Here is a 14,866-nt window from a genome sequence, read left to right on the forward strand (position 1 = left end):
TAACTCGGGAGCATTTTACTCTGGAGGCTAACCATGCAAACCTCGTCGCCTAAACAAACCCATAAAATGCGCTGATAGCATGCTGCCGACGTTAGGAGGCGCATCGTTCGCGTTACTCGATACCTTTAATTTCATATTGCTCCCCCAATCATTTGGATAAATTCCGCGTTTCGTAAATTGATGAAAACTGGAATACGGCCTTTATGCCCTGTGGGTAAATCCATCGCCGGTTTTACTTGACCATGTTTGACCGGATTCCAATGGATATAATCGACATGCCGATTTAAGTCATCTTGGTCCTATCATCGTTCCCACGCTTCGCGTGGGAATGCAGCCCCGGACGCTCTGGCGTCTTTATGAATCAAGGTAAAGCATGGGCAGAAGCCGTTATCTCATCACCGAAGCCGACAAACCCCATTTCATGACCTGCACCGTCGTGGAATGGCTGGCCGTGTTTACCCGCCCGGAAACCGTGCAAATCGTCCTAGACAGTTGGCAATACCAACGCCAACACACAGGTTTAAAACTCTACGGCTACGTGATTTTGGAAAACCATCTGCACTTTATCGCCCAAGCCCCGGAACTCGACAAAAGCGTTGCCGGCTTCAAAGCGTATACCGCCCGCCGGATCATCGACCACCTCCAGCGGCAACAAGCCGAGCGCCTGCTGCAATGCCTGCATTTTGCCAAAGCCGCACATAAACGGGATCGCGAATACCAGTTCTGGCAAGAGGGCGTACATGCCCAAATGATTTTGAACGAAGCGATGATGCGGTAGAAGCTGGACTACATCCACGCTAACCCGGTCAAACGCGGTTATGTCAACTTACCGCAGCACTGGCGTTATTCCAGTGCCGCCAACTATGAAGGCTTGGCGGGGTTGATGGAGATAGATGTTTGGTGATGGACGCTGGAGCGTCCGACGCTGCGTTCCCACGCGGAGCGTGGGAACGATGAAAAAGTGCTAGTGATCTTGGGGGCTGCACAAATCGCGGCAGCAAGTACGGTACGTGTTGTTTACCGCATCCTATGAACTAATATTTGATACAGTGCGTCATCAGAATTGATGTCGAGAAAACACCATGAGAACCACCGTAACCATTGACGACACTTTGTATCAAAAAGCCCTGGAAATGGCCGATCCGGACATGGACAAGGCCGAAATCTTCCGGGAAGCGATGAAAACCTTCGTGCGGATTCAGGCCGCTAAACGCTTGGCTGCGTTAGGTGGAACCATGCCGGAGATGGCGGATATTCCCCGAGATCGCCGACAAACCGAACCGTCTGCATGATATTGGTCGATACCTCGGTTTGGGTTGACCATTTCAAAAATCGCAACGAAGACCTGGTGCGTTTGCTTGTTTCCGATTCGGCGTTGATTCACCCGCTGATCGTTGCCGAATTGGCTTGCGGTACGCCGCCCGCGCCGAGAACTCAAACCCTGAACAACCTGCGTCAGCTAAGGTATTGTAATCAAGCCGGTTTGCAGGAAGTGGAAGACTTTATCGAACGTGAAGCACTATATGGCTTGGGTTGCGGGCTAATCGATTTGCAGTTGCTAGCCTCGGTTTTGATCACGCCCGGCGCCAAGCTGTGGACGTTGGACAAGCGGTTGGCGAAACTTGCCGAGCGGTTTGGTGTGGCTTATCAAGCTTCGCCGACTACGAATTGATTTACATGTTCCGGGTTCGTTACCTCACCGCACGCCACGAGCTACGGCTACGTGATTTTGGAAAACCATCTGCACTTTATCGCCCAAGCCCCGGAACTCGACAAATGCGTTGCCGGCTTCAAAGCGTATACCGCCCGCCGGATCATCGACCACCTCCAGCGGTAACAAGCCGAGCGCCTGCTGCAACGCCTGCATTTTGCCAAAGTCGCACATAAACGGGATCGCGAATACCAGTTCTGGCAAGAGGGCGTACCTGCCGAAATGATTTTGAACGAAGCGATGATGCGGCAGAAGCTGGACTACATCCACGCTAACCCGGTCAAACGCGGTTATGTCAACTTACCGCAGCATTGGCGTTATTCCAGTGCCGCCAACTATGAAGGCTTGGCAGGGTTGATGGAGATAGATGTTTGGTGATGGACGCTGGAGCGTCCGAGGCTGCGTTCCCACGCGGAGCGTGGGAACGATAAAAAAATCAGTAACAGGTTGAATAAATGCGGCGCAATGCCCGCTGGTTATTGCGCCCTACACGGGCTTCACTTTTGAATTCGCCCCCTTATTTCTCCAATTTTTTTTCTACATAAATCTGCAAAAACTTGAATTTGTATATCAACTTTTTCTTTAGTATTAAAAACATAGCCACCGGCTCGAGAGCTTTCGTCAAATGTTCCCTCTGGCACAGAATCAAACCAGATTGGAATTACGGCGCCTTCTTTGAATCTATCTCTAAATTGCTTAGATTCAAATCTTGTCCAAATTCGTTTTGGATAATCTTGTCCCAACAACACTATAACAAACTGGGCATCTGTCATATATATAGGGCGCAAATAATCTTCGACATCTTCGGCAAGTATTCTATGTTGTTCATTGTGATCATAAAAAACTTCGAATTCCATTTCTGTCAAAGTATCAAATAAGGATTTTGCTATATGTCGATCATTTCCAGAAAATGAAAGTGCGAAATCATATGGACATGGAAAGTCCATAGTCATGAACCCAGCCTGTTTTGCAAAGGATGACCATGAGATATTTCTCAAATAATAGATATATTGAGGATCTTCAATCGTGAGTAATTTTGTCATTGAATCAAAATGAAGCACGGCTTTTATATCGTCATTGTCATTAATTAGGTTTTCCAGATAGCCTTTGTCTACAATTTGAATCACACTTCCTCTTAACTCTGGATATTGCATTAGCGCTTCATCTATAGATAAACTCCATTCAACGGATTTACCTAACCAGAAAAGTAAATGTAAATATGGAGCTCTCCCCTCACGGCGTACTCTCGTACCCTGCGCAAAGCTAATAGTGCGATCTCTAAAGTTTCGCGACAGACGATCAAAGACTTTTCCTCTAACCAATTCAAAACTGACACTTGTCGTCGTGTGCTCCAAGGATGTCTCTAAAATTCCTGAATCTAAACATGCCTGGTGGGCCAGCATCTGAGCAATATAGAAACTTCCGTGAGCTGACTCGGTAATTTCCTTCTTAATGTTTAGCTCTATATTAAGCGCATTCTCTCCTTTTTCTAGTAATTCTATTACCTTATGCTCTGGATTAGCTTCGAATTTTATTATTTCTATTCTGTTATTCAAGTCGTGCGCAAAATTAACCAATCCTTGTCCAGCTTGATTAATACCCAATACAATTATCTTGCTGTCTTTCCTTTCTTCATCAGCAAGAACTTTCATATAGTCAGCGATTTTATTTTTAATGCCGGTCTCTAAGCGATGAAAATCATCGATAATTACTACTCCTGTATCACCAATTTCAGGAAGTTCACAAATAAGATCTACGTCTTTTGCTTTCCTTGCCGATAAAACTAGAACGCTTTTAGTTTGAGCTAGCTGCTCGAGGGCTCTATTTACGGCGGTTGTTTTCCCTATTCCAGATGGCCCTTCTATTACAATACCTCGTCCTGGAGTCCTAACAGGTTGGTGAAAAACTCTTTTTTACAACCAATAGAGTCTATATTTAGTGTCGACAGGCTGATCTTTATACTAAATAAAGGCCCGATCCATCTGAATTAGTGACCAGAACATGGTTTTTCACCAACCTGCTAAGCGCAATAAGTAATGTAGGGTATTCCACTGGTTGTACAAAAGTTAAGGTAGGTACCCCGCCAACTTTAAAAACCTCTTCCAGATTACTCACGTTTTCTCCTTTTTTATCAGTGTTTCATGTGACAACAACGTAAATTTGACAGTGCCGTGTGCTGATGAAAATGAAACCCAGCGCCAAAGCCATCAATGCTGGGTTTCATACTATTCAAGTCAGCAAGTAGCCTCGATGTAATCGAGGTCTCATAGACCAATATAATTCAGTAATTTGATGTTCGTTTGATGGTTGGAATCTTGTCGTCTTCGATTCCGCTGGCACTGCATCGAGGCTACGCGCTACCTGCCACGCCACGTAGTGGCCGTATTTGCCGCTCAGTTGGCCGAACATTTGTTCCTGGGATACGCCGCGTAATTTGGCGAGTTGGGTGGTGGATAGGCGTTTTTCGTCACTCATCAGGTCAGCTCTCACGTTAAGACGTGCACAGTGTAGCCTACTGATAAAGGAAAGCCGTTTTTCAAGGAAAGCGTGGCGGCCAATCTGCTAAAATTCGGCGTTTGTTTTCTAACCGAACGTTTTCGATTCAACGCTTTAACCACTCAGCACTCACCATCTCATGAAAAATTACAAAATCGCAGTCCTGGCCGGCGACGGCATCGGCCCTGAAATCACCGCGGAAGCCCTCAAGGTTTTGAAAGTCATCGAAGAACGTAACGACGTTAGCTTCGAATTGCTGCCGGCTTTATTCGGCGCCTGCGCTTACTTCGCAACCGGCGACGCCTTTCCGCAAGCGACCATCGACATTTGCGACCAAGCCGACGCGATCTTGAAAGGCCCCATCGGCTTGAGCCACGAAGAATCCAAGAAAATCCCGGTCGAAAAACAACCCGAGCGCGGTGCCTTGCTGCCGATGCGCCGCCGTTACAACACTTACGCTAACTTCCGCCCAGTGTCGCTGCCGAAGTCGTTGGCGCATTTTTCCCCGTTGAAACCGGAAGTGATCGGCGACGGTATCGATTTGATCATGGTCCGCGAGTTGGTCGGCGGCTTGTATTTCGGTAACAAAGAGCGCGGCGTTAACGAAGAAGGTAAGCGCTACGTCCGCGAAACCCTGGAATACGACGAAGACCAAATCCGCCGCATCATGCACGAGGCGTTCAAGCTGGCGCAAAAACGCCGCAAGCTGCTGCACAACATCCATAAGAGCAACGTGCTGATGTCCAGCGTGTTGTGGAACGAGGTGATGGAAGAAGTGGCGAAGGACTATCCGGACGTACAAGTCGTCAACTATTTGGTCGACGCCGCCGCTACCGCGCTGTGCCTGAGACCGACCCAGTTCGACGTGATGGTGATGGAAAACATGTTCGGCGACATTTTGAGCGACCAGGGCGGCGGCATCTTGGGCTCGCTGGGCTTGATGCCGTCGGCCTGTATCGGCCCGGATAAAGCCTATTACGAACCGTCGCACGGTTCGGCGCCGGACATCGCCGGCAAGAACATCGCCAACCCATATTCGATGATCGGTTCGGTAGCGATGATGCTGGAAAACAGTTTTGGCATGGAAGCGGAAGCGAAAAACGTCTGGGCGGCGATGCAGGGCGTGTTTGCCGACGGTTATTCCACCGCCGATCTGTCCAAACCGGGCACTGGCGTAACGATGATCAGCACCCAGGAATTCGGCGATAAAGTTGTCGAAAAACTGCGGGCGATGCCGAAAGTTTAAGTCTGCGCGGTAAAGCCGAATTGGCTTAAAACCTCCAGTAAAAAGGCGGGCGCCGTAAGGGCCCGCCTTTTTTATTGCCTGGATTTTTCCGAATCAATCGCGAAACAGCGCCAGTTCGGCGATGCGGCGTTCGATGGTTTGCAGGGTTTGCCGGTAAGCGGCGCCTTCGACGCCGCCGAAGCGCTGGACGAATTCGGCTTCGTTCATCGATTCTACCAAGTCGGCAGTGGCCGGCATCATGTCCGCTTCGCCGGCTTGCTCCAGCCGCTGTTGCAGCCGCGCAGCCTGATCCCGGCCGGCAATTGCGGTTTCGCCCATGCGGGTGCCGGCGCGGTCGGCGGCCAGGTCGGGAAACGAAAAGCCGCTGCCGCCGCGCGAGTCCTGGATCTCCTTATACAACCCCACCGCATCGGCCAGCGGCGTGCCGGAGTAGGCCGCCAACATTGCCGATACCAGATAGTGTTTGGTCAGGTCTTCGCGGCCGTTCAGCAGCAGCGTGCGCCGGTAGGGCCGCGGCCAAAGCCCGGCTTGGGGTACCGCTTTGCTCAGCGGAATGCCGTTGGCATACAGCGTCAGCACTAAAATCGCCGCCCGGTTTTCGGCAATCGGATCGCCGGCTCGGCTGCGCTGTTGCGCCAGTTGGAACAAGGCTTGAGTCGAGACTGCCAGGCTGGCACGGTCCGGCAATTTAACACTCAGTTCGGCCAGCCGGCGCTGGTACGGCTCCAGGATTTGGGCTTCGGCGTCGGCCAGCAGGGCGCGGCGCAATTTATGCGGTAAATCGGCTTGCCAGCGGTAATAGACGGTGGCGCGTTGCGGCAGGAATTGCACATGTTGGACGAACCCGGCGACCAGCTTTAGATCGACCGGCAGCGGCAGCCAGTCTAGCGCGGCTTTGAGCGCCAGTTCGGCAAGCGGTCCGGGAATTGGAAGGGCGCCGAGGCGAACCGAATCGATGCGCGGCAAGCCGATTTTCTGCCGCAATTGCAGCCTTAGATTCAAGTAGCCGCCGAACGGGTTGGCCGGCAATGGCCAGGTGGCGTCGATCCGGGCCCGATTTTGCTCCAGGCGCAAGGCGGCACTGGCACCGGCGAATTGGTTGGCCCAGTAGTTCAGCGCCAAATCGAGATCGGCTTGCTCCAGGCTGAGGCGGGCGACAGTGCCGGAGCGCAGCCGGCGCGGGTCGTTTTGGTGGAACAATTGCCGGGCGCGGCCGATTTGCTCCGGCGTCAATTCGGCGCGGGTTTGCAATGCCGGTTTGGCGTCGAGCGCAGCGTAAATCGCCAGCGCGATTAAGAACGGCGCCAGCAGTAAAGTCAGCCGGCACAGCTTTCCGAACAACTTCATCGCTGGTGCGGCGCGGTTAGGCGGCATCCGGGGCCGGATCGCGGCAAGCCGACAATCAGGGCGATTTGTGCCGCTCCGCTTCGTACTGCGCTACGCTGATGCCGGCCTGGGCCAGGTATTCGCGGACGTGTTTGATTTCTTGTTTGCTGCAGACGCCGCTGTGGTGCGGGTGGTGCAGAAAGCCTTCGACCTGGTTCAGCACCACGTGAAAACGCGAGCCATGGCTGGGTTGCACGCTGGCGCCCAAATGGCGCAACAACGATTCGATGTCGCGCCAATGCAGATTGGCGCTGACCGGGTCCTGAAATATCGCGCGGAGCAGGTTTAAATGGTGGCTCATGACGGCTTACTCCTGGCAGGTGTGTTGAAAGCGTTGCCTGAAAAATGCCAACTTTTCCGCCAAAGCTTGCAGCGGGCGGTTAAATGGTGGCTGTTTGTTTCTGTAAAAGAAACAAATCATCTATAAATAGGCTTATTGTAAATAAAAATTAAAAGTTTATAGTTAACCCAACTTCAACGATTCGACTCAAGCCAGTCAAGGCGGAAAAATGAACCAGTCAAAATTTAAAGACATCGTTACCGGTCTGTTTTTCACCACCGGTATTTTCAGCTTCATGTCGGGCGAGTTTGTCTTGTCCACGTTGCTATTCGGCGCAGCCTCGCTGGCCAGCAACCTGAGCGTTGCCAAACCGGTCCGGATTTAAGCGTTTCCCGATTTTCGTAGTACCTCCTCGTTGTAAATGCTCTGCATCTTACCTGGCCTCTTACCGCAAGGTTCGAGGCCTTTTTTTGGCGGCTAGCTTAGCGGCCGGGACGGTTTTCGTCGCGTTCCGTCGATACCACGGTGTACTCGGCGTCCAGGGTTTGCTCGGCCTGTTGGCGTTGGGCAGTGCGCCAGGCGCGCCAGACCTTGAAGCCCAAGATCGATAGTGGAATCAGCAGGATGGCAAACAGCGCGGAAAACACCAAGGTGCCGACGATGGCGCCGGCGACCATCGCTGGGATAGCCAACAGCTCGGTTAGACGTTGCGACAGCGGTTTTGTTGCCGGCGGCAATTGAGGTTGCTCCGAGTTCGGGTTGATGACGACGACTTTTCTGTAGATTTTCAACATATGCTGCTCCCGCCGGATTCGGCGCCGAAAATAAGGGCCGGATCCGTGGCTTGCCAGACCGGATACTGTGCCATGATTTTGCCGAATAGCTCGGATTCGACGAAGTGTTGTAAAGCCGCCCGCAGCGCCGGATAAGGCGCTAGCGCGAACCAGGCGGCATCGACCGCGGCGAATTGGCGGACGAAGGGCAAAATCGCCGCATCGGCCAAGCCGAAACGGCGGCCGCAGAAACAGCCGTTGCGCTGCAGGCGTTGCTCCAAGTCGGCCAAAAACAATTCGCCTTGTTTTCGGTAATGTTCCGCGGCGTGTTCCGGATAGCGGTCGGCGTATTTGTATCGGTCCAGCCAGTATTTGAATTGGCTGTCGTTAACGGCAATTAACCGGTCGGCGTCGGCCCGGCTCGAAGCGTTAAGCCAGTCTTGCGGATCGTGCCGGGTCAAAGCCCAAACCATGATGTCCAGACTCTCGTCGATGACTTGGCCGTTCGCCAGCACTAATACTGGCACTGTGCCTTTGGGCGAGACTGCCAGCATAGCCGCCGGCTTGGCGCGCAGTTCGATTTCGCGCAGCGCAACGCAAATGCCGGCGGCGGCGATTGCCAAACGGGCCCGCATCGCATACGGGCAGCGGCGAAAACTGTACAGAATAGGGTTGCTGGAGTCGGTCATGGTTTTGCCGGGTTCGGCCGATCGATGGTCGCTGAGCAGGTTTTTCTGCGCCGATTGTAACAGGCGAAGCTCCTTCGTTTCGCTTCGGGTACGATTAAAACAGAGGCGGAAAAGGACACTAACCGGGAAGCGGACAAAAGCCGAAGGCTGGTTTTTCAATCCCCTTTGGCGCGCAGGTTTCGGGCGGCATTGGGGGGGCTTTTCTTTTGGATACTTTACGACAAAACCTCAGCCTAAACCCCGTACCGCGGCTACGGCAAATCTGCCCCAGCGTAAACTCTGGTAAAATCGCACGTTTTTCTTAGCGCTCGCCTTCGCGCTATGGCAGCGTCGGCGCTCAGTCGGCCTGCTCTTGACCACTTAAGGACATTCCTTTGATTTCTACAGCTAACATCACGATGCAATTCGGGGCCAAGCCCCTGTTCGAAAACGTTTCCGTCAAGTTCGGCAACGGCAACCGTTACGGCTTGATCGGCGCCAACGGCTGCGGCAAGTCTACCTTCATGAAAATCCTCAGCGGCGACCTGGAGCCGACCTCGGGCAATGTCAGCATCGACGCCAACGAGCGCCTGGGTATTTTGCGCCAGAACCAATTTGCCTACGAAGACCAGCGCGTGCTGGACGTGGTGATGATGGGCCATGCCGAGATGTGGGCGGCGATGTCGGAGCGCGACGCGATCTACGCCAATATGGAAGCCAGCGAAGACGATTACATGCGTGCCGCCGATCTGGAAACGGTATTCGCCGAATTCGGCGGCTACACTGCCGAGGCTCGGGCCGGCGAGCTGTTATTGGGCCTGGACATTCCATTGGAACAACATAACGGGCCGATGAGTGCGGTAGCGCCGGGCTGGAAATTGCGGGTGTTGCTGGCGCAAGCCTTGTTTTCCAATCCCGACATCATGCTGCTCGACGAGCCGACCAACAACCTGGACATCAACACCATCCGCTGGCTGGAAAATGTCCTTAACGAGCGCAACTCGACGATGGTCATCATCTCGCATGACCGGCACTTTTTGAATAGCGTCTGCACCCACATGGCCGATATGGATTACGGCGAACTGCGGGTGTATCCGGGCAATTACGACGATTACATGACTGCGGTGACTCAGGTGCGCGAGCAATTGTTGGCCAGCAACGCCAAGAAAAAAGCCCAGATTGCCGAGTTGCAAACCTTCGTCGCGCGTTTTTCCGCGAACGCTTCCAAAGCCAAGCAGGCTACGTCGCGGGCGCGGCAGTTGGAAAAAATCAAGCTCGACGAAGTCAAACCGTCCAGCCGAGTCAATCCGTTTATTCGTTTCGATCAAGCTAAAAAGTTGTACCGTTTGGCCGTGGAAGCTAAAGATTTGGCCAAAGGCTACGGCGCGGAACCTTTATTTAAAAATCTGAACATGATGATCGCGGTCGGCGAACGGGTCGCGGTGATCGGTCCCAACGGCATCGGGAAATCCACCTTGTTAAAAACCTTGGTCGGCGCTTTAACGCCGGACAGCGGCGAAGTGAAATGGGCCGAGAACGCCGACGTCGGCTATTTTGCCCAGGATCACGCCGAGGATTTTGCCGAAGACATGTCGCTGATCGAATGGATGGGCCAATGGCGCAAGGAATCCGACGACGACCAAACCATACGCGGTACGCTGGGGCGTTTGCTGTTTTCCAATGATGAAATTAACAAATCCGTCAAAGTCATTTCCGGCGGCGAGCAAGGCCGGATGCTGTTCGGCAAATTGATTCTGCAAAAAAACAATGTGATGGTGTTGGACGAACCCACCAACCACTTGGATATGGAATCGATCGAATCGTTGAACGCCGCGTTGGAAAATTATCCCGGTACGCTGATTTTCGTCAGCCATGATCGCGAATTCGTGTCGTCGCTAGCCACCCGGATTATCGAGTTGACGCCGAACGGCATTGTCGATTTCAGCGGCAGTTACGAGGATTATCTGAACAGCCAGAATATCGGCTGAGCCCGGATCAATCGCTGCGACCACCGCGCACGAACAGCGTCGCGCCAACATCGGTATACACCTCGTGATGCACGCTGCCGGCCGGCGCCAGTTGGTAGTCGCCGGCGCGCAACAGCAGGTCGTCGATGAACAAATCGCCGTCCAGCATCATGCATTCCTCTTCGGTGTCGTGGCTGTGCGCCGGACAGCGGGCGCCGGCTGCCAGCCGGTAGAAACACGACTCGCGCTCGCCTTCGACCCACAAGCTTTTCTTGCGCACGCCGGGCGCGATCTCCGGCCAATCGTTTATGTCCGAGCCATGGGCGGTCAGCGACGGACCGGCGCCGAACGGCAACAAACCGCTCAACACTTCTTTCAACACCTCGCGGCTATCGCCCAGCGCAGTGCCGCGCAGATAGGCCAGTGCGCCCCGCTCGGAGCGGATTGCGCCGTGGCGGCTGCCGGCAGCGGCGGCGTGGTAATCCAGCGGCCCCAAACGCAAATCGCCCATCGCCAAATCGCCGCGCAGCACGATGCCTTCCTCCAGGCTGTTATGCCGGTGCGGAATCAGGCTGGCGCCGGCGGCGAATTCGATCAACACCGAGCGACCCAGAGCGCCGCCGTCCCACAACGGTTTGATCCGAATCCCGGTTTTCAAGGTTTGCCAGACACCGTCCTTGGCCCGCACCGTGGTCAGACCGGCTTGCTTGGCGACGGCGGTCGCCACTTGCGCCATCAGGCCTTGGCGCATCGCGCTGCGGCGGTTGCCGGCCAGCGGCAGCGGCGCAATATTCTCCGCCAAAAGATTGCGAATTGGTGCCAGCTCGTCGTCTTCCGCGCCCAGTAAAGGCGGCTGTTGTTCAATCATCGGTTCGATCAACCTCGCCGAAATCGGCTGTCAATAAATGCTGCATACTCTGTAACGCGCGGCGGATGTGCGACTTGACGGTACCCAGCGGCAGGCCGCAGCTCTCGGCGATCTCGTCGTGGCTTAAGCCTCTGAAGAATGCCAAGGCCAGCAAGTGCCGCGGTAGCGGTTCCAGTTGCGCCAATGCCGCGTGCAAGATGTGCCCTTGCTGCACGGCGCCGAGCAGATCGGCCGGCCGCTGCGCCGCCGGCGCGGCGAGGGCGGCCAAAGTTTCCTCTTCCAGTTCGGTCTGCTTGCTATCTAATTGCCTCAACGCGTCCAACGCCCGGCTGCGCGCCATCGTCATAACCCAAGCCCTAACCGAACCGCGCGCCGGGTCGAAACGCGGCGCCTGCCGCCAGACCTGCCAGAAGGTATCCTGCGCTACTTCCTCCGCAATTTGCGCCCGGCCGGTAATCCGCAACGCCAATCCGTACACTTGCTCGACCAGACAATCGTAGAGTCGTTCCAGCGCCGACTGGTCTTGATCGACGATGGCGGCAATCCAGCTCTGCAATTGGGCTTCGTCGGCCGGAACCGTGCGCGGTGCCACCGCCGGCTGGTCTTGGTCTGTTTGGTCCCAATCGTTGTCCGCCATCGCTACTTACTCGGTTACGGTAAATACGCGGCGAACGCCGCCATGGATGCAGGACAGGGGAGGATAGGCGCTGAAATTTGCGAACTGGCGGGCATATTCAACCGATGCGGTCGGCAAGTTGGGGTGATCGTTTTCGCCGCTAAGCGAGGCTAAGCCGATTTCTAGGTCACTATAAAGCAGCTTTCGCCGGCCTGGCAAACGCGCCTGATCAACCCGTAAATTCAAACCATTGAAACACGTCGGTTTTTCAAAGAAATCGGCCGTCCGCAACCCACCTCTTTAAGAATTTCCGCCGAAATTTTTTTGCCGCTCTGCATCCGCCGCCTAATTCGCTGCGTATTGAAGATTGCAAGCCAGTCGTTTGGCCGCGTCGCGATCCGCCGACTGAGTTTGCCTATCCCAACCACTCTTTTGCGGAGCAAATCATGAAAAAGACTCTTTGCGCGGCAGCCTTGGCCGCGAGCTTAAGCGCGGCCGGAACGGCCGCCGGCGCCGACTTCGACTTTAGCGGCAGTTTTGCCAACGACAACGACGTATTGCGTTTCAATTTCACGCTCGGCGCCCCCGGCGTCGTCACCTTGTTTACCTCGTCCTGGCTCGGCGGCGGCTTCGATCCGATTGTCAGCGTGTGGGACAGCAGCGGCAACCAATTGGCGGAACAGGACGATGGCTTTCCCGGTGGCAGCCAAGTCTCCAACGGCACGGTTTTCGATTACGGCGAGTTCGACAGCTATCTGGCTGTGAATCTGGCCGCTGGCGACTATCTGGCGACGTTAGCCCAATACGACAATTTCTCGGTCAGCACGACGTTGGCGGACGGCTTCTTGCGCGACGCCGACCCGAATTTCACCGCCGCATTCGGTTGCAGCAACGGCCGTTTCTGCGAAGGCAGCCTATTGGACAGCAACAACAATCCGGTCGAGCCGAACCGCACCGCGGCCTGGGAATTCCACATTGTCAACGTCGATGCCGCGCAGGCGGCCACGGTGCCGGAACCGCCCACCCTGATGCTGCTGGGCTTGTCCGGCCTGTTTTTGCTGGGCGGCCGCTACGCCAAACCCAAAAACGGCCGCCGCTATTTGTGCGGCGAGCCGAGTGCCGGTTCCGAAAAAATTTCCGTTGCCTTGCATCCGCAAAGCGCGCCGGCGCGTATTGCCTGATGCGGAGCTTGTATCCGCATATTGAATCCACAGGAGACCGATTATGAAACCAACCGACTCATTCAGCCGCTGGCCGCTGGCACTGCTGGCCGGCGCCATCATCAATCTGGCCGACATGGCCGTAGCGGACGCGGCCAACCACCGCGAGGCGCCGTTGACGGCGCTGGACAGCAAGGCCGACATCACCGACTGGTACGCCTTCGTCAGCTACGACGATCCGAGCAAAGTGACGATGATACTCAACGTCGATCCGTTGCTGGAGCCCGGCAACGGCCCCAACTACTTTCCGTTCGACCCGGAAATACTCTACGAGATGAAAGTCGATAACGACTTCGACGCCGAAGAAGACCTCACGCTGCAATTTCGCTTTAAAACCGAAAACCGCTTGCCCGGCGTGTTCACCGGTTTCGTCGGTGCCGGTAACGGCATTTTCGCGCCGGCCAATTCGCCGGCGCCGGTGGCGCCGGGCAGTCCGATCGTGCCGCTGGCCATCACGGCGCTGGACGGTCCCGGTTCCGAGGGCCTGGGTCTGCGCCAAAGCTACAGCGTGAGTTTAATCAAAGGCAAGGGCGCCAATCGCCAAGTCATCGACTTGAGCCAACAACAGAAGCTGTATGCGGTGCCGTCCAACGTCGGGCCGCGCACAATGCCGAATTACACCGATCTGGCCCGGCAGGGGATTTACGACTTGGGCGGCGGCGTACGGGTGTTTGCCGGCACGGTGGACGATCCGTTTTACATCGATTTGGGAGCGGCGTTCGATACCTTTAATTTTCGCGGCGGCGCCTTCGGTACTGGGATTCCCGGTGTGTTTTCCGACGGTCAGGCCGCCGACAACGGCAACAATTACGCGCCGGACGACGTGGCCGGCTTTAATGTCAATTCCATTGCCATCGAGCTGCCGATCGCACTCCTGACCCAGGACGGCAAACAACATGCCGCCAGCGATGCGTTGGCCGTGATCGGCACCTATGCCACCACCTCGCGGCCGCGTACCAAGGCCTATGCCGACAAACCGGGCGGCAAACCCAAGTTGGCGAACGCTTACGCTCAGATCCAGCGCATGGGTAACCCGTTGATCAACGAGTTGTTGATCGGCACCGGCGACAAAGACAAATTCAGCATGAGCGATCCCAAAAACGACGCCGCTTTCGCCAATTACCTGCTCGATCCGTTGTTGGCGCGGGTGTTGAATGCCGCCTACGGCGGTGCGTTGCCGATTCCGGCGCCGCCGCGGCTGGACTTGGCGCCGCTGGTATTTTACGCCGCACCGATTTGCCCAGGCTGCTCGGCCGGACAGAGCGGACCCTTGGCCGACCTGTTGCGGCTGAATACCGGCATCGGCCCGACCGTGGCGGCAGCGCGGCAACGCATGGGCTTTCTGGCCGGCGACAATGCCGGTTTCCCGAACGGACGGCGCGTATCTGACGATGTCACCGATATCGCCGCCCAAGCCGTGGCCGGGGTGCTGAACCCGGCGTTCAATACCTTTCCCAACAACCGTGTCGCCGACGGCGTCAACGGCAACGACCGCATCTACCAGGAAACCTTTCCTTACGTCGCCTTTGCCAACAGCGGCCGGCACAGCCGGCACGTCGATCCGGGCGAAGCCGGTTGCGTCAACCCAGTCAGCGGCTTACCCGGCAATTGCCCGAGCAATTGACCCGCGTTATC

At 55.3% G+C, this 14,866-nt stretch carries 16 protein-coding genes and 1 pseudogene; 9 read left to right on the plus strand and 8 right to left on the minus strand.

Annotated features, from left to right (window positions below):
• Positions 1-373 precede the first annotated feature (373 nt).
• The 3 genes and pseudogenes from VXJ35_RS07730 to VXJ35_RS07740 all read left to right on the plus strand — a co-directional run bounded on the left by VXJ35_RS07730 (position 374) and on the right by VXJ35_RS07740 (position 1,672).
• A pseudogene (locus VXJ35_RS07730) lies at positions 374-904 on the plus strand (REP-associated tyrosine transposase).
• Between the two features lie 178 nt (positions 905-1,082).
• Complete coding sequence (locus VXJ35_RS07735; RefSeq protein WP_064021136.1) at positions 1,083-1,292, plus strand: type II toxin-antitoxin system VapB family antitoxin; 210 nt, start codon at positions 1,083-1,085, stop codon at positions 1,290-1,292.
• A complete protein-coding gene (locus tag VXJ35_RS07740) occupies positions 1,289-1,672 on the plus strand; it encodes a type II toxin-antitoxin system VapC family toxin (RefSeq protein ID WP_064021137.1) in 384 nt (127 codons plus the stop codon). The genes VXJ35_RS07735 and VXJ35_RS07740 overlap by 4 nt, the downstream gene beginning before the upstream one ends.
• A 24-nt stretch (positions 1,673-1,696) precedes the next feature.
• Here the strand turns inward: VXJ35_RS07740 and VXJ35_RS07745 are convergent, their stop codons facing one another.
• Positions 1,697-1,915 (minus strand): hypothetical protein, encoded by a 219-nt coding sequence (locus VXJ35_RS07745; protein ID WP_231914871.1) that lies wholly within the window; start codon positions 1,913-1,915, stop codon positions 1,697-1,699.
• A gap of 18 nt (positions 1,916-1,933) precedes the next feature.
• On the opposite strand from VXJ35_RS07745, the gene VXJ35_RS07750 reads away from it, so the two are divergent.
• On the plus strand, positions 1,934-2,089 hold the full coding sequence (locus VXJ35_RS07750) for a hypothetical protein (RefSeq protein WP_231914872.1): 156 nt from the start codon (positions 1,934-1,936) through the stop codon (positions 2,087-2,089).
• A 119-nt stretch (positions 2,090-2,208) separates the two neighbouring features.
• Here the strand turns inward: VXJ35_RS07750 and VXJ35_RS07755 are convergent, their stop codons facing one another.
• The gene (locus VXJ35_RS07755; protein ID WP_064021138.1) at positions 2,209-3,363 is read right to left on the minus strand and encodes a TIR domain-containing protein; all 1,155 of its coding nucleotides are present in this window, start codon (positions 3,361-3,363) and stop codon (positions 2,209-2,211) included.
• Between the two features lie 983 nt (positions 3,364-4,346).
• Between VXJ35_RS07755 and leuB the strand changes: the two genes are divergently transcribed.
• Positions 4,347-5,453, plus strand: a complete 1,107-nt coding sequence (gene leuB, locus VXJ35_RS07760; protein ID WP_064021139.1) for a 3-isopropylmalate dehydrogenase — start codon at positions 4,347-4,349, stop codon at positions 5,451-5,453.
• Positions 5,454-5,546: 93 nt separating this feature from the next.
• Here the strand turns inward: leuB and VXJ35_RS07765 are convergent, their stop codons facing one another.
• Entirely contained in the window at positions 5,547-6,800 is a 1,254-nt protein-coding gene (locus tag VXJ35_RS07765; RefSeq protein WP_064021140.1) for a hypothetical protein, read from the minus strand.
• Positions 6,801-6,855: 55 nt separating this feature from the next.
• On the minus strand, positions 6,856-7,140 hold the full coding sequence (locus VXJ35_RS07770) for a type II toxin-antitoxin system HicA family toxin (RefSeq protein ID WP_064021141.1): 285 nt from the start codon (positions 7,138-7,140) through the stop codon (positions 6,856-6,858).
• Between the two features lie 208 nt (positions 7,141-7,348).
• On the opposite strand from VXJ35_RS07770, the gene VXJ35_RS07775 reads away from it, so the two are divergent.
• The gene (locus VXJ35_RS07775; RefSeq protein ID WP_186289564.1) at positions 7,349-7,504 is read left to right on the plus strand and encodes a hypothetical protein; all 156 of its coding nucleotides are present in this window, start codon (positions 7,349-7,351) and stop codon (positions 7,502-7,504) included.
• Positions 7,505-7,601: 97 nt separating this feature from the next.
• Here the strand turns inward: VXJ35_RS07775 and VXJ35_RS07780 are convergent, their stop codons facing one another.
• A complete protein-coding gene (locus tag VXJ35_RS07780; RefSeq protein WP_064021142.1) occupies positions 7,602-7,913 on the minus strand; it encodes a hypothetical protein in 312 nt (103 codons plus the stop codon).
• Complete coding sequence (locus tag VXJ35_RS07785; protein WP_064023420.1) at positions 7,907-8,581, minus strand: glutathione S-transferase; 675 nt, start codon at positions 8,579-8,581, stop codon at positions 7,907-7,909. The genes VXJ35_RS07780 and VXJ35_RS07785 overlap by 7 nt, the downstream gene beginning before the upstream one ends.
• Positions 8,582-8,955: 374 nt before the next feature.
• Here VXJ35_RS07785 and VXJ35_RS07790 point away from each other — a divergent pair, with 374 nt between their 5' ends.
• Positions 8,956-10,548 carry an ABC-F family ATPase gene (locus VXJ35_RS07790; protein WP_064021143.1) on the plus strand — a complete coding sequence of 531 codons (1,593 nt, stop codon included), beginning with the start codon at positions 8,956-8,958 and terminating at the stop codon, positions 10,546-10,548.
• 7 nt (positions 10,549-10,555) lie between these two features.
• Here the strand turns inward: VXJ35_RS07790 and VXJ35_RS07795 are convergent, their stop codons facing one another.
• Positions 10,556-11,395, minus strand: coding sequence for a cupin domain-containing protein (locus VXJ35_RS07795; protein WP_064023421.1), 840 nt, complete (start codon positions 11,393-11,395; stop codon positions 10,556-10,558).
• Entirely contained in the window at positions 11,388-12,032 is a 645-nt protein-coding gene (locus tag VXJ35_RS07800) for a sigma-70 family RNA polymerase sigma factor (protein WP_064021144.1), read from the minus strand. The genes VXJ35_RS07795 and VXJ35_RS07800 overlap by 8 nt, the downstream gene beginning before the upstream one ends.
• Positions 12,033-12,457: 425 nt before the next feature.
• Here VXJ35_RS07800 and VXJ35_RS07805 point away from each other — a divergent pair, with 425 nt between their 5' ends.
• A complete protein-coding gene (locus tag VXJ35_RS07805) occupies positions 12,458-13,192 on the plus strand; it encodes a DVUA0089 family protein (protein ID WP_064021146.1) in 735 nt (244 codons plus the stop codon).
• A gap of 43 nt (positions 13,193-13,235) precedes the next feature.
• Positions 13,236-14,855 (plus strand): DUF4331 domain-containing protein, encoded by a 1,620-nt coding sequence (locus tag VXJ35_RS07810; protein ID WP_064021147.1) that lies wholly within the window; start codon positions 13,236-13,238, stop codon positions 14,853-14,855.
• Positions 14,856-14,866 lie beyond the last annotated feature (11 nt).

It is taken from the genome of Methylomonas sp. DH-1, from assembly GCF_046097555.1.
In the GTDB taxonomy this organism is placed as follows: Bacteria; Pseudomonadota; Gammaproteobacteria; order Methylococcales; family Methylomonadaceae; genus Methylomonas; species Methylomonas koyamae.